We start from the raw sequence: 23200 nt of genomic DNA on the forward strand, positions 1-23200 counted from the left end.
CCACCCCGCCGGTGGCGGGACGCGCGCCCGCGACCCCCCCCCCCTTCAGCCCGACGGGGCCGCCCCCGGAGCCAGGTGCGGGGAGCCGCCGTTCAGGATCGGATCACCAGGGGGACTTGTTGTTACGCAGGCGCTCCAGTGCTTCCTCGAGGATGGCCTTGCCGTCCTTGTCGCTCCTGCGCTCCTTCACATACGCCAGGTGCGTCTTGTACGGCTCGTTCTTGGGCGGCGCAGGCGGAGCCTGCTCGTCCTGGCCGGCTGGAAGGCCGCAGCGTGGGCAGTCCCACATCTCGGGGATCGCCGCGTCGCTGGCGAAGCTGGGGCGCGTCTCATGCATGTTGGCGCACCAGAACGAGACCCGCACTCTCGGAGCCGCCTCGCCACGCTCGGCCTCCCCCATCGGGCCGGCGCCGACTCGGCTGCCACGGATCGCGTTGCCACTACCCACGGATGAACTCCTCGCTCGATCGCCCCGCGAGACACGGGGGGAGAATCACTGTCACGCGTCGATTTGTGCTCAGGGCCTCAGGAGCAGGCCCAGAGCGATGATGCAGACGAACCACACCGCACCGGTGATGATGGTCAGGCGGTCGAGGTTGCGTTCCACCACGGAGGAACCACCGAAGTTCGACGAGAAACCGCCGCCGAACATGTCAGACAGGCCGCCACCCTTGCCCTTGTGGAGCAGGACGAGCAGGATCATGAGCGCGCTCGCCAGGATGAGGGCGATGGAGATGCCGATTTCCACGGTATGCCTGTTCCTTCAGTGCTCTGTTACGCGTGACGATTCAAACTTGCTTCTTGAGGGTACGGCCTGCTGTCAAATCGCACCCCCTGAACCGCTCAGTTAGCCAGACATCTCGGAAAACCGACAGATCTTGACGAACTCCCCGGCGTCGATGCTGGCACCGCCCACGAGCGCGCCGTCGACATCGGGCTGAGCCATGATCCCGGCGATGTTGCCTGACTTGACCGAGCCACCGTAAAGGATACGGATCGCCGAGGCCACTTCGGAGTCGTACAGCACCGCGAGTCGCTCACGCAACGCACTGCACACCTCCTGGGCGTCCTCGGGGGTGGCCACCTCGCCGGTGCCGATCGCCCACACCGGTTCGTAGGCCACCACTATCGATTGTGCCTGCTCGGACGGCACCTTGCGCAACGCCGCCTCGAGCTGTGCCACCGTGTGGGCCACGTGCTCGCCCGCCTGCCGCACCGCCAGCCCCTCGCCCACGCACAGGATCGGCGTGATCGAGTGCCGGTAGGCGGCCTGCACCTTGGCGTTGACCAGGTCGTCGTCCTCGTGGTGGTACTGCCGCCGCTCCGAGTGCCCGATCACCACGAACGTGCAGCCCAGCTTGGCCAGCAGGATGCCGGAGATGTCGCCGGTGTAAGCCCCGGCGTCGTGCTGGGAGAGGTCCTGGGCACCGTACTCGATGCGCAGCTTGTCGCCGTCGACCAGCGTCTGCACGCTGCGCAGGTCGGTGTACGGCGGCAGGACCGCGACCTCCACCTTGTCGAAGTCCTTGTCGTTGAGCGCGAAGGCCAGCTTCTGGACCAGCGCGATCGCCTCAAGGTGGTTGAGGTTCATCTTCCAGTTGCCGGCGATGAGCGGCTTCCTCACGGTCACCCCTCCAGGGCGGCGAGTCCGGGCAGGGGCTTGCCCTCGAGATACTCGAGGCTCGCCCCGCCACCGGTGGAAATGTGCGAGAACCCGTCTTCAGGCAGGCCGAGCTGTCGTACGGCCGCCGCCGAGTCGCCGCCGCCGACCACGGTGAAGGCGTCGGAGGCGATCAGCGCCTCCGCCACCGCCCGAGTGCCGCCGGAGAACGCCTCGAACTCGAACACACCCATGGGCCCGTTCCAGAAGACCGTGCGGGCGTCGGCCAGCTTGGTGGCGAACAGCTCGCGGCTGCGCGGGCCGAGGTCGAGCCCCTCGCGGTCGGCCGGGATGGCGGTGGCCTCGACCACCTCGTACGGCGCGTCGGCGGCGAAGTGGGTGGCCGCCAGCACGTCGACGGGCAGGACGAGCTCGACGCCGCGCTTGGCGGCCTCGTTGAGGAAGCCGCGCACCTGGTCGAGCTGGTCCTCCTGGAGCAGCGAGTTGCCCACCTCGTGGCCCTGGGCCTTGAGGAAGGTGTAGGCCATGCCGCCGCCGATCAGCAGCCGGTCGACCTTGGTCAGCAGGTTGGCGATGACGCCCAGCTTGTCGGAGACCTTGGCGCCGCCGAGCACGACCACGTAGGGCCGCTCGGCGCCCGCCGTCAGCTTCCGCAGCACCTCGACCTCGGCCACGACCAGCCCGCCCGCCGCGTGCGGCAGCAGCTCGGGGACGTCGTAGACGCTGGCGTGCTTGCGGTGCACGGCGCCGAAGCCGTCGCCCACGTACAGCTCGGCGAGCCCGGCCAGCTTCTCGGCGAACGCGCGGCGGGCGGCGTCGTCCTTGGACTCCTCGCCCGGCTCGAACCGCAGGTTCTCCAGCAGGGCGACCTGGCCCTCCTGGAGCGACTCCGCCGTGCCCTGGGCGCTCGGCCCGACGACGTCCTCGGCGAAGGCCACATCGGCCTCGAGCAGCTCGCCCAGCCTCCTGGCCACCGGCCGGAGCGAGTACTTGGGGTTCACCTCGCCCTTCGGACGCCCCAGGTGCGCGCAGACGATGACCTTCGCGCCCCTGCCGGTCAGGGCCTTGATCGTGGGCACGGACGCCCTGATGCGCCCGTCGTCGGTGATCGTCTCACCGTCGAGTGGGACGTTGAGGTCGGCGCGCACGAGCACGCGCCGGCCCTTCACGTCGAGATCGTCGATCGTGCGCATCAGAGGTCTGCGCCCACCAGCTGGATCAGGTCGGCGAGGCGGTTGGAGTAACCCCACTCGTTGTCGTACCAGCCGACGACCTTCACCTGGTTGCCGATGACCTTGGTCAGGCCGGCGTCGAAGATGCAGGAGGCCGGGTCGGTGACGATGTCGGAGGAGACGATCTCGTCCTCGGTGTAGGTCAGGATGCCCTTGAGCGGGCCCTCGGCGGCTGCCTTGACCGCGGCGTTGACCTCCTCGACCGTGACGTCGCGGCTGACGTCGATCGTGAGGTCGGTGGCCGAGCCGGTGGGGATCGGCACGCGCATCGCGAAGCCGTCGAGCTTGCCCTTGAGCTCGGGCAGGACCAGGCCGATCGCCTTGGCGGCGCCGGTGGAGGTGGGCACCACATTGAGCGCGGCGGCGCGGGCGCGGCGCAGGTCCTTGTGCGGGCCGTCCTGCAGGTTCTGGTCCTGGGTGTAGGCGTGGATGGTGGTCATCAGGCCCTTCTCGATGGTGAAGGTGTCGTGCAGGACCTTCGCCATCGGGGCCAGGCAGTTGGTGGTGCAGGACGCGTTGGAGATGATCGTGTGGCTGGCCGGGTCGTAGGCGTCGTGGTTGACGCCCATCACGATCGTGACGTCCTCGTTCTTCGCCGGGGCCGAGATGATGACCTTCTTGGCGCCGTTCTCGGCGTGCACCCTGGCCTTGGCGGCGTCGGTGAACAGGCCCGTCGACTCGACCACCACGTCGACACCGAGGTCGCCCCACGGCAGCTTGCCGGGGTCGCGCTCCGCGAAGACCTTGATCGCCTTACCGTCGACGGTGATCTCGTCGGTGGAGGCCTTCACCTCGTACGGCAGGCGGCCGAGGATGCTGTCGTACTTCAGCAGGTGCGCGAGCGTCGCGTTGTCGGTCAGGTCGTTGACCGCCACGATCTCGATGTCCTTGCCACTGGCGGCGACCGCACGCCAGAAGTTGCGACCGATGCGGCCGAAGCCGTTGACGCCTACGCGGATGCTCACGGTTACCGATCTCCTCGTACGTGATGGCGGGCTGAAACCTCACCCCGAACACTATCGGACCTAAATTGGTTTAGACCACGCCAGCCCCCGCCCAGCGTATCCCCATTCCGAGGGCATAATTTGTGCGGTTCGAGTAAAGTGCCCGACTCATCGGAGTAAATCCCGACATTCTCTGGGGGCTGAGATGTCACAACAGCGATCCGGCCTGCTCGCAGGCCTGATCATCGGCTTCTTCGCGACGCTACTGGGCGCGGCGGGGTTCGGCGCGGCGATCTACTTCAGTGCGCGTCTGCCGCTGGAGGTCCGCCAGTTCGGCGACGGCGTGCCGCTCGGCGGCCTGATCAGCCTCGCGTTGGGTCTCGTCGTCGGCTTCGCGCTGTGGGCGGTGCGCCCCAGAAGTCTCGTCCTTCCCTTCGCGGCGGCCCTGTACGCCTGCGCGTCGCTGCTCCTGGGCTTCCTCGGCACATTCGTCGCCTCGGCCCTGGACACGGGCGGCCCGATGGCCACGGCGGACGAGTTCCGGCGCGTCGTCACGGCCGAGGCCTCGGTCTTCTGGAGCGTTCTGAAGACCTCGTCGCGCTTCTGGCTGATGCTCGCGCTCGCCGCCTGCCCGGCCTTCCTCCTCACGTTGCTGCGCGTCCTGCGCCTGCGCCGCCGTACCAAGCTCGAGGAGCCGGCTCCAGACGAGGAACCCGCCGAGCCGGAGTACCGGGCCCCCTTCGAGCCCCTCAACGCGCCGACTCCCAACCGCCCGACCACCGACCTCTTCACCCCGAGAACCCCCCAGCAGTAGCCAGCGACACCGCCGACGCGGTGTTCGACGCGGTGTTCGGGGGCCGGGGCGCCGGGTCGGCGAGCAGCGCGACGGCGGGCCCCGGCGCGACCGGACGGCGGCCGGCCGCATCCACGGAACCCGGCCAAGGACGCGATGCGTCACGGCGAGCACCCCGTGAGCCTTCACGACCGGCCATGACAGACACCCGCCCACGTCGGCGAGTGCGCGCCCAGCCCGCCTGCCGTACAGGAACGTACGCATCAACCCGGCAGACGGCCACGCCGGACACCCCAGCCAGGCAGGCGGCCAGGCCAGGCATCCCGCGCGTGCCGCCAGAACGGCGCACACACCGACACGGAGGCCGGTCAGGGGGCGAGCATGTCCACGGTGAGGTTGGCCTCGGTGTTGGGGATGCCCAGGTCGGAGGCCCGCTTGTCGGCCATGGCGAGCAACCGCCGGATGCGTCCGGCGATGGCGTCCTTGGTCAGCGGCGGGTCGGCGATCTGCCCCAGTTCTTCCAGAGACGCCTGCTTGTGCTCCACGCGCAGCCGCCCGGCGACCACCAGATGGTCGGGCGCCTCGTCCCCGAGGATCTCCAGCGCCCGCTGCACCCGCGCCCCGGCCGCGACGGCGGCCCGCGCGGACCTGCGCAGGTTGGCGTCGTCGAAGTTGGCCAGCCGGTTCGCGGTGGCCCGCACCTCGCGGCGCATCCGCCGCTCCTCCCAGGCCAGGACGCTGTCGTGCGCGCCAAGCCGGGTGAGCAGGGCGCTGATCGCGTCGCCGTCGCGGACCACGACGCGGTCGACGCCGCGCACCTCGCGGGCCTTGGCGTGGATCTTGAGCCGCCGCGCGGAGCCGACCAGCGCCAGCGCCGCTTCGGGCCCCGGGCAGGTCACCTCCAGCGACATCGACCGCCCCGGCTCGGTCAGCGAGCCGTGGGCCAGGAACGCGCCGCGCCAGGCGGCTTCGGCGTCGCAGGCGGCCCCCGCCACCACCTGACGAGGCAGGCCGCGCACGGGCCGCCCGTGGTTGTCGATCAGGCCCGTCTGGCGGGCGAGTGCCTCGCCGTCACGGTAGACGCGCACGACGTACCGCGACCCCTTACGCAGCCCGGCCGGCGCCAGGACGAGGACCTCCGCCTTGTGGCCGAACACCTCGCCGATGTCCTTGATCAACCGTCGTGCGGTCGCATTGGTGTCGAGCTCGGCCTCGATCACGATGCGCCCGCCCACGAGGTGCAGGCCGCTCGCGAACCGCAGCAGCGTGGACACCTCCGCCTTGCGGCAGCAGGGCTTGAGCACGGGCAGTCGGCTCAGCTCGTCCTTCACCACACCCGTCATCGCCATAAGCGTTAGTCCTCCCCCATTCAGACCGGCTCTCAGCAGTCTCTCGCACCTTTGCGCCACGCCGACCAGGATCAACGCTTCTGGAGGAAAATCTCGTCCAGGACGAAGGCAAGACGTCGTGGGTCATGCCTGGGGGACCCGTCGCGGGCGGCCACGTCCGCCATGACCAGCCGTCCGCCGATCGCCGTGGCGGCCTTCTCCAAGGCGTCGCGGTCGTCCACCACGCCGGTGTCGGCAAGGATGACATCTACCGAAAAGTCGGGGGCGTGCTGCCTGAGCACCTCCAGGTGCTGCTGCGGGGAGAAGTCGTCCGTCTCGCCGGGCTGCGGCGCGAGGTTCAGCGTCACGAGCCGCCTGGCACGGGACGCGTGCAGCGCCCTGGCCAGCTCGGGCACCTTCAGATGCGGCAGCACGCTGGTGAACCACGACCCCGGCCCGAACACCAGCCAGTCGGCGTCGAGCACGGCTTCCACGGCCTCGGGCCGCGCGGGCGGATCCTCCGGCACCAGTGAGATGGCCTGCACCCGCCCGGGAGTCAGCGCGCACGCCACCTGCCCGCGCACGGTCGAGGTGACACCGTCGAGCTCCACCTCGGCCACGATGTCGAGCGGCACGGACGCCATCGGCAGGACCCGCCCCTGCGCCCCGAGCAGCCGACCCACCCAGTCGAGGCCCGCCACCGGGTCGCCGAGCAGCTCCCACAACGCCACGATCAGCAGGTTGCCGACCGCGTGCCCGTGCAGCTCGCCTTCGCTCCTGAACCGATGCTGGACGACCTCGCTCCAGGTGCTGCCCCACTCGTCGTCGCCGCACAGCGCGGCCAGCGCCATCCGCAGGTCGCCGGGAGGCAGGACGCCCAGCTCGCGTCGCAACCGTCCGCTGGACCCGCCGTCGTCGGCCACGGTCACGATGGCGGTCAGCGCGTCAGTGACCGAACGCAGAGCCGACAGCGACGCGTGCAGCCCGTGCCCGCCGCCGAGCGCCACCACCCGCGGCCCGCGCGCCCACCGGGCCGCCCGAGCCGCCTCGGCGGCCACCACCCCGCCGGAGACCTTTACCGGACACGCGTCGCCTGGGTCTTCGTGCTCATCGGTCACTCCCGGCCCACATCCCGATGACTAACCTGGACCTCCATACCGCGGTCACGCAGCCTGGCGGCGACCTGCTCGGCCATGGCGACGCTGCGGTGCTTACCGCCCGTGCACCCCACGGCCAGCGTCGCGTAGCTCTTGCCCTCGCGCGCGTACCCGGCGGCCACCACCTGCAGGACCTCCTCGTACGCGTCGAGGAACTCCTTGGCGCCCGGCTGGCCCAGGACGTACTCGCGCACAGGCGCCTCCAGCCCGTTCATCGGCCGCAGTTCGGGCACCCAGTGCGGGTTCGGCAGGAAGCGGCAGTCGACCACCAGGTCGGCGTCGACCGGGAGGCCGTACTTGAAGCCGAACGACACCACGTTCAGCCGCAGCCCCGGCCGGTCCTCCCCGCCGAAGTAAGCGACGATCTTGTTGCGGAGCTCGTGCACGTTGAGCGAGGAGGTGTCGATGACAAGGTCGGCGTTGGCTCGCACCTCGCGCAGGATGCCGCGCTCGCGGGTGATGCCGTCGACCAGCCTGCCCTCGCCCTGCAGCGGGTGCGGACGGCGGACGTTCTCGAAGCGCCGCACCAGCTCCTCGTCGCTGGCCTCGAGGAACACCACGCGCACCCGCACGCCGCGCCCCTCCAGCTCCTCGATCGCGGCGTTCAGGTCGGTGGTGAAGGCCAGGCTCCGCACGTCGACGACGGCGGCCACCTTGTCGGCCGCCAGCTTGACCCTGCCCGCCTCCTCGGCCATGGCGAACAGCAGGCCGGGCGGCAGGTTGTCGATGACGAACCAGCCCAGGTCCTCGAGCGCCTTGGCCGCGGTGCTGCGCCCGGCCCCCGACATGCCGGTGACGATGACGAACGCCGGCTCCGTGCTCATTGCCTCACTCCGTTCGGCGGCTCGGTCGCTGAAATCTGGCGCCTTCCCTCGTCACTCAGGTCGCTGCGCTCCCACCGCTCCTCAGTCCAGACGCCAGCGCTTCCTCGCGAGCTCATTGCCTCACTCCGTTCGGCGGCTCGGTCGCTGAAATCTGGCGCCTTCCCTCGTCACTCAGGTCGCTGCGCTCCCACCGCTCCTCAGTCCAGACGCCAGCGCTTCCTCGCGAGCTCATTGCCTCACTCCGTTCGGCGGCTCGGTCGCTGAAATCTGGCGCCTTCCCTCGTCACTCAAGACGCTCCGCCCCCTACGTTCCACGGCTCCGACACCGGCGCTCCCTTTCGGGATCTTCACGGTGACTCCCCCTTCAGCGTGGACACGATCACCTCGGCGATCGACGGACCGATGCCCTGGACCTCACAGATCTCGGCGGCGGTGGCCTCTCGCAACTTCTTCACGGAGCCGAAGTGCTTGAGCAGCGCCTGCCTGCGCGCCGGGCCGAGGCCGGGCACGCTGTCGAGCGCGCTCTCCTTCACGGTCTTGGACCTCTTCGAACGATGGTAGGTGATGGCGAACCTGTGCGCCTCATCCCTCACCCGTTGCAGCAGGTAGAGGCCTTCACTTGAACGAGGCATGATCACCGGCTGGTCATCGCCCGGCAGCCACACCTCTTCCAGCCGCTTGGCCAGCCCGCACACGGAGACGTCGTCGATGCCGAGTTCGTCGAGCGCCCGCTGGGCGGCGGCCGCCTGAGGGCCGGCGCCGTCGACCACGACCAGGTTGGGCGGGTAGGCGAACTTGCGCGGCTTGCCCGTCTCGGGGTCGATGGGCCCGTGGGCGTCGTCGTCGGGGGCCAGCTCGCCGGTGGCCGAGCGTTCCTCCAGGTAGCGCCGGAAGCGCCGGGTGATGACCTCGTGGATCGAGGCGACGTCGCCTTCCTTGGTCTTGACGGCGAAGCGGCGGTACTCGCTCTTGCGGGCCAGGCCGTCCTCGAAGACCACCATCGAGGCCACCACGTTCTCGCCCTGCAGGTGGGAGACGTCGTAGCACTCGATGCGCAGCGGCGCCTGGTCGAGGTCGAGGGCGTCGGCGATCTCCTGGAGCGCCTTGCTGCGGGTGGTCAGGTCGCTGGCACGGCGGATCTTGTGCTGCGCGAGCGACTCCTTGGCGTTGCGCTCGACGGTCTCCATCAGCGACCTCTTGTCGCCGCGCTGCGGCACCCGCACCTCGACCCGGGCCTGGCGCTGCTCGGACAGCAGTTCGGCGACGGCCTCGGTGTCGGGCGGCAGCGCGGGCACGAGCACCTCGCGGGGCATCGACTCGGGCCCGGCCTCGCCGTACATCTGCAGCAGGAACTGCTCGACGAGCTCGCCCGGCGTGGTCTCCTCGACCTTGTCGACCACCCAGCCGCGCTGCCCGCGGATACGCCCGCCGCGCACGTAGAAGACCTGGACGGCGGCCTCGAGCGGGTCTTCGGCCAGCGCGATCACGTCGGCGTCGGTGCCCTCGCCGAGCACCACGGCCTGCTTCTCCAGCGCCCGCTGGAGCGCCTGGATGTCGTCGCGGAGCCTGGCGGCTCGCTCGTACTCCTGCTCGCTAGCGGCCTCGCGCATCTCCTTTTCCAGCCGCTTGATGAAGCGGCTGGTGTTGCCCGCCATGAAGTCGCAGAAGTCCTCAGCGAGCGCCCGGTGCTCTTCGGGGGTGACCCGGCCGACGCACGGCGCCGAGCATTTGTCGATGTAGCCGAGCAGGCAGGGACGGCCGATCTGCCCTGCCCGCTTGAACACGCCCGCGCTGCACGTGCGGACGGGGAAGACGCGCAGCAGCAGGTCGACGGTCTCGCGGATGGCCCACGCGTGGGAGTAGGGCCCGAAGTAGCGCGTGCCCTTCCGCTTGGCGCCGCGCATGACCTGGACACGCGGGAAGTCCTCGCCCATGGTGACGGCGAGGTACGGGTAGGACTTGTCGTCGCGGTACTTGACGTTGAAGCGCGGGTCGTACTCCTTGATCCAGGAGTACTCCAGCTGGAGCGCCTCGACCTCGGTGCCGACGACCGTCCAGTCGACGTCGGCGGCCGTGGTCAGCATCGACTGGGTGCGCGGGTGCAGCGCGGAGAAGTCGGCGAAGTAGGAGTTCAGCCGCTGGCGCAGGCTCTTGGCCTTGCCGACGTAGATCACGCGACCGTGCAAGTCGCGGAACCGGTAGACCCCCGGGGACTCGGGAATCGACCCCGGTCTGGGCCGGAAGCTCAAGGGACTGCCCGCTGATCTCGCCACGCCCAAAGCCTAATAGGCCGCACCGACAAGCTGACCCGCCGACCACCCAACCCTGCGAGCAAGCCGTCCCCCCGACCAACCCTGCGGAGCAACTGTCTCACCGACCAAACCCTGCGGAGCAACCGCCCCACCGACCAACCCGCAGACAGGTCGGCCGCCGCCCGTCCCGGCCGCACCGCGGCCGGTCCACACGGCGGCCGCCTGCGACGCGACCGGCCCGCACGGCCGGGCCACGGGTCAGGCGGGCGTGATCTGGTCGCCCTCCACCTTGATCTGCTTCTCCGCGAGCGGCTGCTTCGCGGGCCCGTTGGCCACCGAGCCGTCGGCGATGTTGAACTTGCTGCCGTGGCACGGGCAGTTGATCGTCCCGTTCGAGACGTTTGCGACCGTGCACCCCTGGTGCGTGCAGATCGCGGTGAACGCCTTGAACTCGCCCGACTTGGGCTGCGTCACCACGACCTTCTGGTCCTTGAACACGGTTCCGCCGCCGACGGGGATGTCGGAGGTCTTGCCCAGCCCGCCACCCGCCGGCGCGCCGGACTCTGCGGCGTTGGCCGAGGGCTGGGCGCTGGCCGAGCTGTCGCTGCTGCCGCCACAGGCGGTCAGCGCCAGCGTCAGGCCACCCACACCCACGCCCGCGATCACCGCTCTGCGGCTCTGAAGGTCATCTCCCATGGGACCACCCAAGCGTACGCAGGTGAAAAATTGATGAAGACCGCTAAGCCAGGGAGATCTTGCCGTCCGCGACCTTGATCTTCTTCTCCGCGAGCGGCTCGGAGGCGGGCCCGTTGGCCACGGAGCCGTCCGCGATCTTGAACTTGCTGCCGTGGCACGGGCAGTTGATCGTCCCGTTCGAGACGCTTGCGACCGTGCACCCCTGATGGGTGCAGATCGCGGTGAACGCCTTGAACTCACCGTCGGTGGGCTGGGTGACGACCACCTTCTCGCTCTCGAAGACCTTCCCGCCGCCCTTGGGGATGTCGGCGGTCTCGGCGAGCGCCTTGGCCCCCTTCGCCTTCTTCTTCGGCGCCGCGGACGACGGCTCGTCTGCTGCGGGCTCCTGGCTCGCCTGAGTCGTCGCCGTGCCGTAGCCCGAGCACGCGGTGAGCACAGCCGCCAGCCCGGTGCCTCCGGCTCCGAGCACCACCGCCCGGCGCGTCGCTTCTGTCATGGTGCGTCCTCCCAGGTCTCGACTCTCACTACAGGTACGGCCGGTGCCGCCGCACCGGTTCAGCGTTCCGTAGGCCAAACCCGGGACCACGCACAATTACCGGTTCAGACCACGACGATGCCGTCGCCCTCGACCTTCACCTGGTAGGCCGTCAGCGGCGCGGACGCCGGGCCCTTCAAAGCCTTGCCGTCGGCGGCGGAGAACTCGCTGCCGTGGCACGGGCAGGTCATGACGCCCTCCTTGGGCGAGCCGACCGCGCAGCCGCGGTGGGTGCAGACCGCGCTGTACGCCTTGTAGACGCCTTCCGTGGGCTGGGTGACCACGATCTTCCACTTCTGCACGACCACGCCGCCGCCCACCGGCACATCGGCCGTCTTGGCGATGACCTGCCCCTTGATACCGGGGACCGCTGCCGCCTGCCCCTCACCCGACGCGCCGCAACCGGCGAGGGCCAGACCGCACGCCGCGACCCCGGCCGCCCCCAGCGCCTCGCGCCGGCCGATTCCGGGCATAGTGAAGCCCCGCTCCGTTACCGTCACTTTCCCCGACCCTTCCCCGTCGTCCCTGACCGTGTGCGGGCCAGGCCGTTACCGTTCCTTCACCTTATTGGCGGCACCCGTCGGTCCCGTCAGCGGGTGGTAGGTGAGCGGTCAGTGACGGCGTCCAGGCTGCGGGCATGACTGCTGCCACGCCAGGCCGCAGTCGTCCGCGCACGCACGCTCTCGCCGGCGCTGGCGGCGGCGTCCCTGGGTGGCGCTGCTGGCCGTGGTGGCGGTGTCGTTCGCCCGGTGGCGGATGGCCAGGCAGCGCCGCTTCGTGGACCACCACCGCTGGATGGTGCGCAGCTTCGCCCTCACCTGATCGGCGACGCCCTGATTCCCGGACGGGGATCAGGGCGCCGGTGTGTCAGAGCTCCAGGATCTTGCGCAGGAACCGCCCGGTGTGGCTGTCGTCGACCAGGGCCACGTCCTCGGGGGTTCCGGCGGCGACCAGGGTGCCGCCCCGGGAGCCGCCCTCGGGCCCCATGTCGATGACCCAGTCGGAGGTCTTGATGACGTCGAGGTTGTGCTCGATGACGATCACCGTGTTGCCGCCGTCGACCAGCCTGCCGAGCACGCCGAGCAGCCTGCGGATGTCCTCGAAGTGCAGGCCGGTGGTCGGCTCGTCGAGGACATAGATCGTCCGGCCGGTCTGCCGTCGCTGCAGTTCGGAGGCGAGCTTGACGCGCTGCGCCTCGCCGCCGGAGAGCGTGGTGGCGGGCTGCCCGAGCCGCACGTACCCGAGGCCGACGTCGTGCAGGGTCTGCAGGTGCCGCTTGATCGCGGGGATCGCGTCGAAGAAGCCCAGCGCCTCCTCGATCGGCATGTCGAGGACCTCGGAGATCGTCCGGCCCTTGTAGTGGACCTCCAGCGTCTCGCGGTTGTAGCGGGCGCCGTGGCAGACCTCACACGGGACGTACACGTCCGGCAGGAAGTTCATCTCGATCTTGATCGTGCCGTCGCCCGCGCACGCCTCGCAGCGCCCGCCCTTGACGTTGAAGCTGAACCGCCCGGGCTGGTAGCCGCGGACCTTCGCCTCGGTGGTGGCCGCGAACAGCTTGCGGATGTGGTCGAACACGCCGGTGTAGGTGGCCGGGTTGGACCGCGGGGTGCGGCCGATCGGCGACTGGTCGACGTGGACCACCTTATCGACCAGGTCGATCCCGTTGATGCGGGAGTGGCGCCCCGGCACCGTGCGCGCGCCGTTGAGCTCCTTGGCCAGCGCGTTGTAGAGGATGTCGTTGACCAGCGTGGACTTGCCAGACCCCGACACGCCGGTGACGGCGGTGAACACGCCGAGCGGGAAGTCGATGTCGACGCCCTTGAGGTTGTGCTCGCGCGCGCCCTTAACGGTGATCTGCCGCTTCCTGTCGCGCTTGCGACGCTTGGCGGGGATCGGGATGCTCCGGCGCCCGGACAGGTACTGCCCGGTCATCGACTCCTCGCTGGCCAGCAACTCCTGGACGGTGCCCGAGACGACGACCTGACCGCCGTGCTCGCCCGCACCGGGGCCGATGTCGACCACCCAGTCGGCGGCGGCGATGGTGTCCTCGTCGTGCTCGACCACGATCAGCGTGTTGCCCATGTCACGCAGCCTGATCAGCGTGTCGAGCAGCCGCATGTTGTCGCGCTGGTGCAGGCCGATCGACGGCTCGTCGAGCACGTACAGCACGCCGACCAGGCCGGACCCGATCTGGGTGGCCAGCCTGATGCGCTGTGCCTCGCCGCCCGCCAGGGTCGCGGCGGCTCGGTCCATGGTCAGGTAGTCGAGGCCGACGTCGAGCAGGAAGCCCATGCGGGCGTTGATCTCCTTGACCACCCGCTCGGCGATCTGCATGTCGCGGTCGGACAACTTGAGCGCGGCCAGGAACTTCGCGCACTCGCCGATCGACATGGCGGCGACGTCGGCGATCGACTTGTCGGCGACCGTGACGGCCAGGGTGACCGGCTTGAGCCTGGCCCCCTTGCAGGCGGGGCAGGGGATCTCGCGCATGTAGCCCTCGAACCGCTCGCGGGTCGAGTCGCTCTCGGCTTCGGCGTGCCTGCGCTGCACCCACGCGATGACACCCTCGTAGGTGGTGTAGTAGGAGCGCTGGCGGCCGTAGCGGTTGCTGTAGCGGACGTGGACCTGCTCGTCGTGGCCGTACAGCAGCGCCTTCTGCGCCTTCCTGGCCAGCTTCTCCCACGGCGTGTCGAGGGTGAAGCCCATGGCGTGGCCCAGCGCCTCGATCAGCCTGACGAAGTACTCGCTCGTGTGCCCGCCCGACCAGGGATGCAGCGCGCCCTCGCCGAGAGCCCGCTCGGGGTCGGGGACGACGAGGTCGGGGTCGACCTCCATCTTGGTGCCGAGGCCGGTGCACTCGGGGCAGGCGCCGAACGGCGAGTTGAACGAGAACGAGCGCGGCTCCAGCTCCTCGAACGACAGGTCGTCGTAGGGGCAGTAGAGGTGCTCGGAGTAGAACCGCTCGCGGCCGGGGTCGTCTTCAGGCAGGTCGACGAACTCCAGCGTGATGGTGCCGCCGGACAGCTGCAGCGCGGTCTCGACCGAGTCGGTGAGCCTGCGCCGCGCCGACTCCTTGACCGACAGGCGGTCGACGATGACCTCGATGTCGTGCTTCTCGTACTTCTTCAGCGTCGGCGGCTCCTCCAGGCGCACCACCGTGCCGTCGACCCTGGCCCTGGCGAAGCCCTTGGTCTGCAGCTCACGGAAGAGCTCGGCGTACTCACCCTTGCGACCCCTGATGACGGGGGCCAGGACCTGGAACCGGGTGCCCTCGTCGAGATCCATCACCCGGTCGACGATCTGCTGCGGGGTCTGCCTGGCGATCGGGCGGGCGCACACGGGGCAGTGCGGCTTGCCGATGCGCGCCCACAGCAGCCGCAGGTAGTCGTAGACCTCCGTGATCGTGCCGACCGTGGAGCGGGGGTTCTTGCTGGTGGCCTTCTGATCGATCGACACCGCGGGTGACAGGCCCTCGATGAAGTCGACGTCGGGTTTGTCCATCTGGCCGAGGAACTGACGGGCGTACGCGGACAGGGACTCGACGTAGCGACGCTGCCCCTCGGCGAAGATCGTGTCGAAGGCCAGGCTCGACTTGCCCGAGCCGGACAGGCCGGTGAAGACGATCAGCGAGTCTCGCGGTAGGTCCAGCGAGACGTCCTTGAGGTTGTGCTCTCGTGCACCACGCACGATCAGGCGGTCTGCCACGGCAATCCCGGATGTCGAAAAGGCGGATAGGTCCACGGGGGATGGTAGACGGGGGCTCCGACAATTTCGGCGGCACGCGTTCCTGCCCCCGAAAATCCGTCCCTCCCAGGTTACGGCCTACTCCCACCCAGGCAGGAGGCCTTTACCTGTGAACCTCGTGACCTGCCGTTTTATGCCCCGCCTCCGCCCCGCGACCCAGGATGGTGAAATATCGCGATATGACAGTCCTTCCCGCGCTGCAGGCCGAACTGGCCGCGGCGACCGACCGGCTGCTGGCCACCGCGGCGCGCCTGTCCGACGACGACGTCGCCGCCCCCTCCCGCCTGCCCGGCTGGAGCAGGGGCCACGTGCTCGCCCACGTCGCCAGGAACGCCGACAGCCACATCCGCCTGCTGACCTGGGCGAAGACCGGCGTCAAGACTCCTCAGTACCCGACGGCCCGGTCCAGGGAGGCCGAGATCGAGGCCCAGGCGGCCCGTTCCGCCGCCGAACACCTGGCAGACCTGCGTGACAGCGCCGCCCGTCTGGACGCGGCCGTCCGCGACCTGCCCGAGCAGGCGTGGCAGGCCTCGGTGGCCGGCATGCGCCCGCCGGACCACCCCGCCTGGTACTGCCTGGTCCGGCGGCTGCGCGAAGTGGGCATGCACCACGTGGACCTCGGCGCGGGCTACGGCCCCTCCGACTGGCCCGAAGCGTTCGTCCTGCGGGAGCTGCACGACTGCGCGGCCACCTGGCCACGTGAGAGCAGCCCGATCAGGAGCTTCCGGCTGCCCGCAACGGAGTGGAAGGTCGGCGAGGACGGCCCATCGGTCGAGGGCGCTCCGGCCGACATGCTCGCCTGGCTGACAGGAAGATCCGGCGGCGAGGGGATTAGGCTGGTGCCCGAGGGGCGGACGATGACACCGGGCCCCGCGGCCCTCCCGGCGCCGCCACCGTGGCTGATTATGCCCGCCCCCGCTGACCTGCCCGCGACGCCCCCAGAGGACTACCCATGACCTACACCGGTGACGTCCAGGTCGGCGGTCCCGCCGACGTCCGTGAGCTGCCCAGGCTGACGATCAACAAGCTGGCCGTCGGGCCGTACGACAACAACGCCTACCTGCTGCACTGCGTCGAGACCGGCGACGGGCTGCTCATCGACGCGGCAGCCGACGCCGACAGGCTGCTGGCCCTGGTCGCCGACCGGCCGCTCAGCTCGATCGTCACCACCCACCAGCACGGCGACCACTGGCAGGCGCTCGAACAGGTGGTCAAGGTGACCGGCGCCCAGGCGCTTGCGCACCCGCTCGACGCGCCCGCGCTGCCGGTCCCGGTCGACCGCACGGTGGAGCACGGCGACCGGATCGCCGTGGGAACGGTCACGCTGGAGGTCATCCACCTGCGCGGCCACACGCCCGGCTCGATCGCGCTGCTCTACGACGGCGGAGGCGCCGAGCAGCACCTGTTCACGGGCGACTCGCTCTTCCCCGGCGGCGTGGGCAACACGCGGAAGGACCCCGAGCGCTTCACCCAGCTCTACACGGACGTGGTCGAGCGGATCTTCGACCGGCTGCCCGACGAGACCTGGGTGTATCCGGGCCACGGCAAGGACACCACGCTGCGCGCCGAGCGTCCGTACCTGGGGGAATGGCGCGCCAGAGGCTGGTGACCCCCGGCCGCGCCGACACTCCGTGACGACCCCGCCCGCCCTTCGGCAGGCGGGGGTCAGTCGAGGAAGTACGTGCGGGTGTGCTCACGCGGGGCTGACATGCCTCCATCAAAACCGAATAGAGACGAAAAATCGCCCTTAGCCGTGGATGCGCTCGGCTTCCCTGCGCTGCTCGCGCTTGTAGAAGAGCACCCGCAGCGGGATCGCGGCCACGAGCGCGATCTGCATGGTCGCGCCGATCTTGATCGGCAGGTCGCCGCCCTCGGGCCAGGCGACCCAGAAGGTGAGGAACGCCACGTTCACCATGATCCACCCGAGGACGACCGCGGCGAGCTGCCCCTTCGGCTTGGGGTACTCGATACGGCTGACCATCAGCCAGGCCACGCCCAGCACCGCGAGCAGGGACCAGATGCTGGGCTGGAACAGCAGCACGATCGAGATGACGGTCATGGCGCCCATCGGGATGGGCAGGCCCATGAAGTCGCCGCTCTTGGTCTTGACACAGGCGAACCTGGCCAGCCGCACGACGCCCGCGACCAGCACCGCCGCCGCGGCTGTGACCACCGCGGGGAACGGCACCTTGTCGGTGAAACCACCCCAGATCACGACCATGAACGCGGGCGCGAACCCGAAGCTGATCACGTCGGCGAGGTTGTCGAGCTCCGCGCCCATCGCGGAGGCGCGGAAGCGCCGCGCGACCAGGCCGTCGAACAGGTCGCAGGTGGCGCCGATCAGCAGCAGCACCACGGCGGTCGCGAAGTAGCTCGGCGCCGGGGTGAAGTTGGTACCCGCCCTGAGCGACTGGATCGCCGATGAGGCCAGGACGCACACCGCGAGGAACCCGCAGATGGCGTTGCCCAGCGAGAGAGAGTCGGCAGCGGACAGGCGGAACGCCTTACCGACCGGACCGCGTGGTTCTTCTTCATCCGCCTGCCAGCCGCCAGCGTCAGCCGCGGTCAATTCTGGTCACCCCCGCAACCGTCTTCTCCCCCACGGAGACCGCGGGCGAGATCCCTTCGGGAAGGTAGATGTCGACCCTGGAGCCGAACCTGATGAGGCCGATCCGCTCGGTCTGCGCGACCTTGGCCCCCGAGCTCAGATACGGCACGATCCGGCGCGCCACCGCGCCCGCGATCTGCACCATCTCGATGTCGCCGAGCGCGGTCTCGAAATGCCACACCACACGTTCGTTCTGGTCGCTGTCCTTGTTGAAAGCCGGCAGGAAGCCACCCGCCACATGCTGCACGGATGCGACATTTCCCGCAAGGGGGGCCCTGTTGACGTGCACGTTCAGCGGGCTCATGAAGATCGCCACCCGGGTGCGGCCGTCCGGCCAGGGGTCGATGCTCTGCACCACGCCGTCGGCGGGCGACAGGACGCGGCCCTCGCCAGGCGTGCGGTCGGGGTCGCGGAAGAACCAGAGCATGCCACCGGTCAGCGCGCTCAGCGGCACGGCCGCGAGCGCCCAGCGCCGGTCCCGGCGCGTCAGGAACGCGGTTGCCGCCGCGGCGGCGACGGTCGGGAGGAGCCACGGGGAGACCCCGCGCGCGAGCCGCACGCGGCGGCCCTTCTTAGCAGAATCGTCTGACACGAACAACCTTTGGTGGTGACTGGACAAGGCGCTTTGCCGTGATGTTACAGAAGAATCCGTAACTATTACACGACGCAACTACACAAGCAAAGCGCCTCGACAGCCGTTTAGCTAGCCCTGCTCTGGGTGGTTTCCTCGCCCTCGCGCGCGTCAATGCGGGCCTTGATCAGGCTGGCCACAGTGGTGGTGACCATGGTGACGCCGATGACCGTGAGCGACACCCAGATCGGGACTTCGGGCGCCCAGGAGACCTCGCTGGCGTGCAAGGCTTCCATAATCAGCTTAACCCCGATGAACCCCAGGATGAACGCCAAGCCATAGCTGATGTAGACCAAACGCTGAAGCAGCCCACCCAGGAGGAAGTAGAGCTGACGCAGCCCCATCAGGGCAAAGGCGTTCGCGGTGAAGACGACGAACGGGTCCTTGGTGAGCCCGAAGATGGCCGGGATGGAGTCGAGCGCGAACAGCAGGTCGGTGGTGCCGATGGCGACCATCACGATCAGCATGGGGGTGACCATGCGCCGCCCGTCGACCTTCACGGTGACTTTGGAGCCGACATACCCGTCAGTGGTGGGGAACGCCTTGCGCACCCACCTGAGCAGGATGTTCTCGTTGAACTCCTCTTCCTCGCCCTTGAGGTGCTGGCGGACCAGATTGATCGCCGTGTAGACGAGGAAAGCGCCGAACACGTAGAACAGCCAGCTGAACCGCTCAAGCGCGGCGGCGCCGAGGGCGATGAAGATGCCGCGCATGACCAGTGCGAGCAGGATTCCGACGAGCAACACCTTGTGTTGGTACGCCCTTGGCACCGCGAATCTGCTCATGATGATGAAGAAGATGAACAGATTATCGACGCTCAAGCTGTATTCAGTGATGTAGCCGGCGAAGAACTCGCCGGCTTTGTCGGGCCCGGAGGTGGCCCAGAGCACCGCGCCGAAGATGGCGGCCAGGATGACGTAGAACGTGACCCAGTATCCGGCCTGCCGCATGGAGAACTCTCGGGCCTCGCCACGGTCCACGATCCAGAGGTCGATGGCGAGAACAACAAGAAGACCGCCGATCACGGCGATCCAGGCCCACATAGGGACGCTCATATCAAACCTCCGGCATGCACGACTGACTGCCGGAGGTCTCTCCCGCCCGCCGAACACGCGGACCGGCAGCCCCGGGGGCCCCGTGGAGTGGGGCTACACCGTGATGACGAGGCTGCCGCGAAGGGATACTCCCCTCCCTAACCCCCGCAGTATACGAGAACCCGTAAGCCCCGCCTAATCGCGCAGTCGGCTATTGACGTCGTAAACATTGAGCACGCTCTCCACCGCCTCGTCGGCCCCGGGCAGTTCCGTGCCGCGCCGCGCCGACGCCTCCGCCAGCCTCTCCGCCACCCCGGCGCCGCCCACCATCTCCCGCACGGCGGCGCGCAGCGCCTCGGCGTCGCCGTACGGGACGAGCACGCCCGCTCCGCCCAGCAGGTCGGGGACGCCGCCGACGGCCGTCGCGATCACCGGCCTCCCGGCCTTGAGGGTCTCGCTGAGGCTGAGCGGCTGCCCCTCCCACCGGCTCGGCCAGACGACTGCGGTGGCGGCGGCGAGCAGGTCGGGGACGTCGTCGCGGTTGCCGAGCAGCAGCACGGGCAGCCGTTCGTCCTCGATCCGGCGTTCCAGGTACGGACGCGCCGGCCCCTCCCCCGCGACCACGAACAGCGGCGTCTCGCCCTGCCATGGCCCGCGGGCCGCGTCGAGCAGGCTCTCGAGCCCCTTCTGCTGGGCCAGCCGGGCCACCGTCAGCAGGACGGGCCGCCCCCTCGCCCCCAGTTCGGCCCGCACCTCGGCCGCGGCCCGCTTGGCGGGCCTGAGCAGGGGCGCGGCGACCACGGCAGGCCGCACGTCGCGGGCGCCGAGCTCGCGCATCCGCGCACCGAGATCGGGCGAGACGACCAGCACGTGATCGGCCCGCCACGCGACGATCCGCTCCAGCACCCCGTGGACGAACCCGATCAGCCCGCCTGCGGTGAGCGCGTTGTGCAACGTGACGACCAGCGCCCGCCCACCGCGCGTGCGCCGGGTGAGCCGCGGCCCGCAAGCCAGGGCGGCGAGCGCGCCCGCCCGGTGACCGTGGGCGTGCACAATGTCCGCGTCGCGGATCAGGCGCCGGATCGCCAGCACCGCGCGCAGGTCGTTGAGCGGGTGCGGACGGTCGGAGACGGCGATCTCGACGAACCGGCCACCGGCGGAAGCGAACGAGAACTGCTCCTCGACGCTGCGCGGCCCGGCCACCAGCACCTGGTGCCCGCGCCGGACCAGCCCTTCGACCAGCATCCGAACGTGCCGCCCGGTGCCGCCCGACGTGGTGCCCAGCACGAATGCCACCCGCACGACCTCTCCTCCCTCTCAGCCCGATCCTCGCGGGCCGCGATCGCCCTTCGGCGCCCTGCCGTCAGCGCCCTTCGGCGCCCTGCCGTCAGCGACCGTCAGCGGGCTCGTCCGCTGGGTGCCGGTCGGCCGTTCTGCCCCGGATGAGCGGCCCTGCCACCTCGCGGGTGTCGGCGCCGTCCGCCAGCGCGACGACCAGGCCCCCTGCCACCAGTGCCACGAGCGCCGCCACCGCGGTTGCCAGCACGTTGGGCCAGACGCCGCGCGCGTCGAGCCAGCCCGCGACGGCCGCCCCCGCCACGTATCCGGCCGCCCCGCCCGCCACGGCGGCGAACGTGGCCCGCCCCAGCCCGGCGACCGCTGCGCGCCCCCGCGTCCGCACCACCGAGACCAGCAGCAGGCCGCCGCCGACGGTCATGCCCACCGTCATGCCCAGCGCCAGGCCGGCGATCTTCCAGTCGGCGGGAAAGGCCGGCACGAAGACGACCTGGGCGATCATCACGACGCCCCACCCCGCCACCGTGCCCGTGGCGGCGGCCCTGCCGTGCCCCGCCGCGTACAGCACCCGGCTCAGGTGGGCGACGAGCCCGTAGCCGATCAACCCGGGCGCGAACAGCGCGATCGCCCTGGCCAGGCCGAGTACAAGCGCGGGATCGTCCGTCTTGAAGCTCAGGAACACCACCGCGCCGGGCCCGGACGCGGCGGCGAGCACCCCGGCGGCCAGCCCCGACACGAGCACCACCGCCCGCGTGGTGCTCGCCGCCAGCGCCGCGAACGGCTCCTGCTCGCCCGCGCGCGCGGCCAGCCGGGGAAAGGCGCTGGTGGCGATCGGCACGGCCAGCACCGCGTACGGCACCAGGTAGATCGCCCACGCGTAGTTGTACACGGCGATCGCCCCGCCGCCGATCTCGTAGTTCGACAGCACCACCACCACGATCATGGCGGCCTGCTGCGCGAGGAGCGCGACAACCCCGGCCAGGGCCAGCCTGCGCACCTGCGCCGCCACGCCCTCGGGGAAGCGCAGCGTGGGCCGCCAGCGCAGGCCCAGCCCGGCTACCGGGCCGAGCACGGTGAGCACGAGGGCCAGCACGCCCAGGCTGGTGCCGACCGACAGCGCCAGCTCGGCGGCGCCCGGCACCTTGGCAGGGTCGGTCACGCCGTGGCTGAGCGGGACGAACAGCAGGTAGGCCACGATGACCACGATGCTGGACACCAGCGGGGCGAGCGCCGGCCCGGCGAAGCGCTTGTGCGACTGCAGCACCCCGTACAGGACGACGGCGACGCCGTACAGCGGGATCTGGGGGGCGAACACCACCAGCATGCGGGTGGCGGCCGCGCTGACCGCGCCGACGTCGCACCCCTTGATCGCGTCGCCGAAGAACAGGCCGGTGATCGGCCCCGCGAGCAGCGCCGTGAGCGCCCCCAGCGGGACGAGCACGACCACCACCCAGGTCAGCAGCGCCGAGCTGATCCTCCCCGCCCGTGCCCGCGCGCCCGGCTCGCCGTCGGAGCCTGCCAGGACCGGCACGACCATCCCGGCCAGAGCGCCGCCGACGACGACCTCGAAGATGATGTTGGGGATCTGGTTGGCAGTGAAGTAAGCGGTGCTCAGGCAGTTGGTGCCGACGGTCTGGGCGAGGGCGTACTGCTTGGCGAACCCCGTGACGCGGGCGAGCACCGTGATCGCGCCGATGAGCAGCGCGCCGCCCGCGACCCCCCGGGCGAGCCGCGACGTCATGACACCCATCCGGCGCCCTCGTACACGGTCTCGGTCTCGGTCACGGTCACATCCTGCCAGCCCGCACCGACAGTCGCGCCCGGGCCGCTTCCCGGGTCAGGCGGGATCGACGGGACGTCGGCCCAGCATGTCCAGGCTGTTGAGCACCTTGTTGCCGGCGATGACCTTGGTGAAGCTCACCTTCTCCGACGCGGCGGTCAGCGCGGCGACGGTGCCGAGCAGCACGAGCCTGCCCGGACGTCGCAGCCGGGTGACCGCGGCCAGGCCGAGCAGCGCTCCCAGGGCGTTGGCGCCCGCGTCGCCGAGCATGGCCCGCTCGCCGAGATCGTCGGGCAGCAGCGCCGCGGCGGCGCCCAGCGGAACGGCCGCAAGCGCGGCCGACACCGGCTGGTCGCGCAGGACGGACGCCGCCAGCAGCGGCCCTCCCGCGAGCAGCCCCACCTTGATCGCCCGGCCGGGACGCAGGTCGAACAGGTTCGCCAGGTTGGCGCTGCCCGCCACGACCGCACCGTTGACCAGCGTGTCGACCGGCCCCTCCGAGACCAGCGCGGCGGCGCCGAGCCCGGTGGCCCCGATGCCGAGAATCTTGACCGCGCCGCTGGTGACCTCGCCTCGGGCCAGCGCCGTCAGGTGGCCCTTGAACCCCTTGGACGAGGTGGTGCCGTACAGGTCGTCGTAGGCGCCGAGCGCGCCGCTGCCGACCCCGGCGAGCAGCGCCGCCAGCCGGGCGCGGACCGGCAGGCCGGGTGCCAGCGCGGCCG

The 23200-nt window shown here is 70.2% G+C and carries 22 protein-coding genes; 3 read left to right on the top strand and 19 right to left on the bottom strand.

From position 1 onward, the window contains the following. Nucleotides 1-103 precede the first annotated feature (103 nt). The 5 genes from ABZ297_RS37770 to gap form a co-directional block, all read right to left on the bottom strand. Nucleotides 104-448, bottom strand: a complete 345-nt coding sequence (locus ABZ297_RS37770; protein ID WP_355356537.1) for an RNA polymerase-binding protein RbpA — start codon at nucleotides 446-448, stop codon at nucleotides 104-106. Between the two features lie 69 nt (nucleotides 449-517). Continuing rightward, nucleotides 518-748, bottom strand: a complete 231-nt coding sequence (gene secG / locus ABZ297_RS37775) for a preprotein translocase subunit SecG (protein WP_350810314.1) — start codon at nucleotides 746-748, stop codon at nucleotides 518-520. A gap of 99 nt (nucleotides 749-847) precedes the next feature. Further along, nucleotides 848-1630 carry a triose-phosphate isomerase gene (gene tpiA, locus ABZ297_RS37780; protein ID WP_355356539.1) on the bottom strand — a complete coding sequence of 261 codons (783 nt, stop codon included), beginning with the start codon at nucleotides 1628-1630 and terminating at the stop codon, nucleotides 848-850. Continuing rightward, nucleotides 1627-2814, bottom strand: coding sequence for a phosphoglycerate kinase (locus tag ABZ297_RS37785; RefSeq protein WP_355356541.1), 1188 nt, complete (start codon nucleotides 2812-2814; stop codon nucleotides 1627-1629). Before ABZ297_RS37785 ends, tpiA begins: the two co-directional genes overlap by 4 nt. Then, entirely contained in the window at nucleotides 2814-3818 is a 1005-nt protein-coding gene (gene gap / locus ABZ297_RS37790) for a type I glyceraldehyde-3-phosphate dehydrogenase (RefSeq protein ID WP_355356543.1), read from the bottom strand. Before gap ends, ABZ297_RS37785 begins: the two co-directional genes overlap by 1 nt. A gap of 184 nt (nucleotides 3819-4002) precedes the next feature. Between gap and ABZ297_RS37795 the strand changes: the two genes are divergently transcribed. Continuing rightward, a complete protein-coding gene (locus ABZ297_RS37795) occupies nucleotides 4003-4611 on the top strand; it encodes a hypothetical protein (protein ID WP_355356545.1) in 609 nt (202 codons plus the stop codon). A gap of 347 nt (nucleotides 4612-4958) precedes the next feature. Here the strand turns inward: ABZ297_RS37795 and whiA are convergent, their stop codons facing one another. The 8 genes from whiA to uvrA all read right to left on the bottom strand — a co-directional run bounded on the left by whiA (nucleotide 4959) and on the right by uvrA (nucleotide 15090). Further along, nucleotides 4959-5939 (bottom strand): DNA-binding protein WhiA, encoded by a 981-nt coding sequence (gene whiA / locus ABZ297_RS37800; protein WP_138670245.1) that lies wholly within the window; start codon nucleotides 5937-5939, stop codon nucleotides 4959-4961. Nucleotides 5940-6010: 71 nt separating this feature from the next. Next, complete coding sequence (yvcK, locus tag ABZ297_RS37805; RefSeq protein ID WP_355356571.1) at nucleotides 6011-6928, bottom strand: uridine diphosphate-N-acetylglucosamine-binding protein YvcK; 918 nt, start codon at nucleotides 6926-6928, stop codon at nucleotides 6011-6013. Between the two features lie 104 nt (nucleotides 6929-7032). Then, nucleotides 7033-7899, bottom strand: coding sequence for an RNase adapter RapZ (gene rapZ, locus ABZ297_RS37810; protein ID WP_355356547.1), 867 nt, complete (start codon nucleotides 7897-7899; stop codon nucleotides 7033-7035). A 347-nt stretch (nucleotides 7900-8246) separates the two neighbouring features. Continuing rightward, a complete protein-coding gene (uvrC, locus tag ABZ297_RS37815; protein ID WP_355356573.1) occupies nucleotides 8247-10148 on the bottom strand; it encodes an excinuclease ABC subunit UvrC in 1902 nt (633 codons plus the stop codon). 261 nt (nucleotides 10149-10409) lie between these two features. Continuing rightward, a complete protein-coding gene (locus ABZ297_RS37820) occupies nucleotides 10410-10847 on the bottom strand; it encodes a Rieske (2Fe-2S) protein (protein ID WP_355356549.1) in 438 nt (145 codons plus the stop codon). Between the two features lie 43 nt (nucleotides 10848-10890). Further along, entirely contained in the window at nucleotides 10891-11343 is a 453-nt protein-coding gene (locus tag ABZ297_RS37825; protein ID WP_355356551.1) for a Rieske (2Fe-2S) protein, read from the bottom strand. A gap of 104 nt (nucleotides 11344-11447) precedes the next feature. After that, a complete protein-coding gene (locus ABZ297_RS37830) occupies nucleotides 11448-11855 on the bottom strand; it encodes a Rieske 2Fe-2S domain-containing protein (RefSeq protein WP_355356553.1) in 408 nt (135 codons plus the stop codon). Between the two features lie 394 nt (nucleotides 11856-12249). After that, the gene (gene uvrA / locus ABZ297_RS37835) at nucleotides 12250-15090 is read right to left on the bottom strand and encodes an excinuclease ABC subunit UvrA (protein WP_350810303.1); all 2841 of its coding nucleotides are present in this window, start codon (nucleotides 15088-15090) and stop codon (nucleotides 12250-12252) included. Between the two features lie 218 nt (nucleotides 15091-15308). Here uvrA and ABZ297_RS37840 point away from each other — a divergent pair, with 218 nt between their 5' ends. Continuing rightward, entirely contained in the window at nucleotides 15309-16085 is a 777-nt protein-coding gene (locus ABZ297_RS37840; RefSeq protein ID WP_355356555.1) for a maleylpyruvate isomerase family mycothiol-dependent enzyme, read from the top strand. Next, entirely contained in the window at nucleotides 16082-16738 is a 657-nt protein-coding gene (locus ABZ297_RS37845; protein ID WP_355356557.1) for an MBL fold metallo-hydrolase, read from the top strand. Before ABZ297_RS37840 ends, ABZ297_RS37845 begins: the two co-directional genes overlap by 4 nt. A gap of 138 nt (nucleotides 16739-16876) precedes the next feature. Here the strand turns inward: ABZ297_RS37845 and pssA are convergent, their stop codons facing one another. From pssA to ABZ297_RS37875, 6 genes are all read right to left on the bottom strand, one after another. Next, nucleotides 16877-17698: a CDP-diacylglycerol--serine O-phosphatidyltransferase gene (gene pssA / locus ABZ297_RS37850; RefSeq protein ID WP_355356559.1), complete on the bottom strand. Its 822-nt coding sequence runs from the start codon at nucleotides 17696-17698 to the stop codon at nucleotides 16877-16879. Then, nucleotides 17685-18329, bottom strand: coding sequence for a phosphatidylserine decarboxylase (locus ABZ297_RS37855; RefSeq protein ID WP_355356561.1), 645 nt, complete (start codon nucleotides 18327-18329; stop codon nucleotides 17685-17687). The genes pssA and ABZ297_RS37855 overlap by 14 nt, the downstream gene beginning before the upstream one ends. Nucleotides 18330-18436: 107 nt before the next feature. Further along, complete coding sequence (locus ABZ297_RS37860) at nucleotides 18437-19423, bottom strand: TerC family protein (RefSeq protein WP_355356563.1); 987 nt, start codon at nucleotides 19421-19423, stop codon at nucleotides 18437-18439. A gap of 174 nt (nucleotides 19424-19597) precedes the next feature. Continuing rightward, a complete protein-coding gene (locus ABZ297_RS37865; protein ID WP_355356565.1) occupies nucleotides 19598-20704 on the bottom strand; it encodes a glycosyltransferase family 4 protein in 1107 nt (368 codons plus the stop codon). An 85-nt stretch (nucleotides 20705-20789) separates the two neighbouring features. After that, nucleotides 20790-22439, bottom strand: coding sequence for a lipid II flippase MurJ (locus ABZ297_RS37870; RefSeq protein WP_355356567.1), 1650 nt, complete (start codon nucleotides 22437-22439; stop codon nucleotides 20790-20792). A gap of 96 nt (nucleotides 22440-22535) precedes the next feature. After that, a partial coding sequence (locus tag ABZ297_RS37875) for a hypothetical protein (RefSeq protein WP_355356569.1) occupies nucleotides 22536-23200 on the bottom strand: 665 nt, incomplete at its 5' end.

It is taken from the genome of Nonomuraea sp. NPDC005983, from assembly GCF_040614375.1.
Classification (GTDB): domain Bacteria; phylum Actinomycetota; class Actinomycetes; order Streptosporangiales; family Streptosporangiaceae; genus Nonomuraea.

Coding starts and splice junctions, on each gene's coding strand:
- rapZ (WP_355356547.1), bottom strand. CDS start 7,899: ATGAGCACGGAGCCGGCGTTCGTCATCGTCACCGGCATGTCGGGGGCC.
- ABZ297_RS37840 (WP_355356555.1), top strand. CDS start 15,309: ATGACAGTCCTTCCCGCGCTGCAGGCCGAACTGGCCGCGGCGACCGAC.
- ABZ297_RS37845 (WP_355356557.1), top strand. CDS start 16,082: ATGACCTACACCGGTGACGTCCAGGTCGGCGGTCCCGCCGACGTCCGT.
- ABZ297_RS37825 (WP_355356551.1), bottom strand. CDS start 11,343: ATGACAGAAGCGACGCGCCGGGCGGTGGTGCTCGGAGCCGGAGGCACC.
- ABZ297_RS37870 (WP_355356567.1), bottom strand. CDS start 22,439: ATGACGTCGCGGCTCGCCCGGGGGGTCGCGGGCGGCGCGCTGCTCATC.
- ABZ297_RS37820 (WP_355356549.1), bottom strand. CDS start 10,847: ATGGGAGATGACCTTCAGAGCCGCAGAGCGGTGATCGCGGGCGTGGGT.
- ABZ297_RS37795 (WP_355356545.1), top strand. CDS start 4,003: ATGTCACAACAGCGATCCGGCCTGCTCGCAGGCCTGATCATCGGCTTC.
- ABZ297_RS37830 (WP_355356553.1), bottom strand. CDS start 11,855: ATGCCCGGAATCGGCCGGCGCGAGGCGCTGGGGGCGGCCGGGGTCGCG.
- ABZ297_RS37860 (WP_355356563.1), bottom strand. CDS start 19,423: ATGAGCGTCCCTATGTGGGCCTGGATCGCCGTGATCGGCGGTCTTCTT.
- whiA (WP_138670245.1), bottom strand. CDS start 5,939: ATGGCGATGACGGGTGTGGTGAAGGACGAGCTGAGCCGACTGCCCGTG.
- ABZ297_RS37785 (WP_355356541.1), bottom strand. CDS start 2,814: ATGCGCACGATCGACGATCTCGACGTGAAGGGCCGGCGCGTGCTCGTG.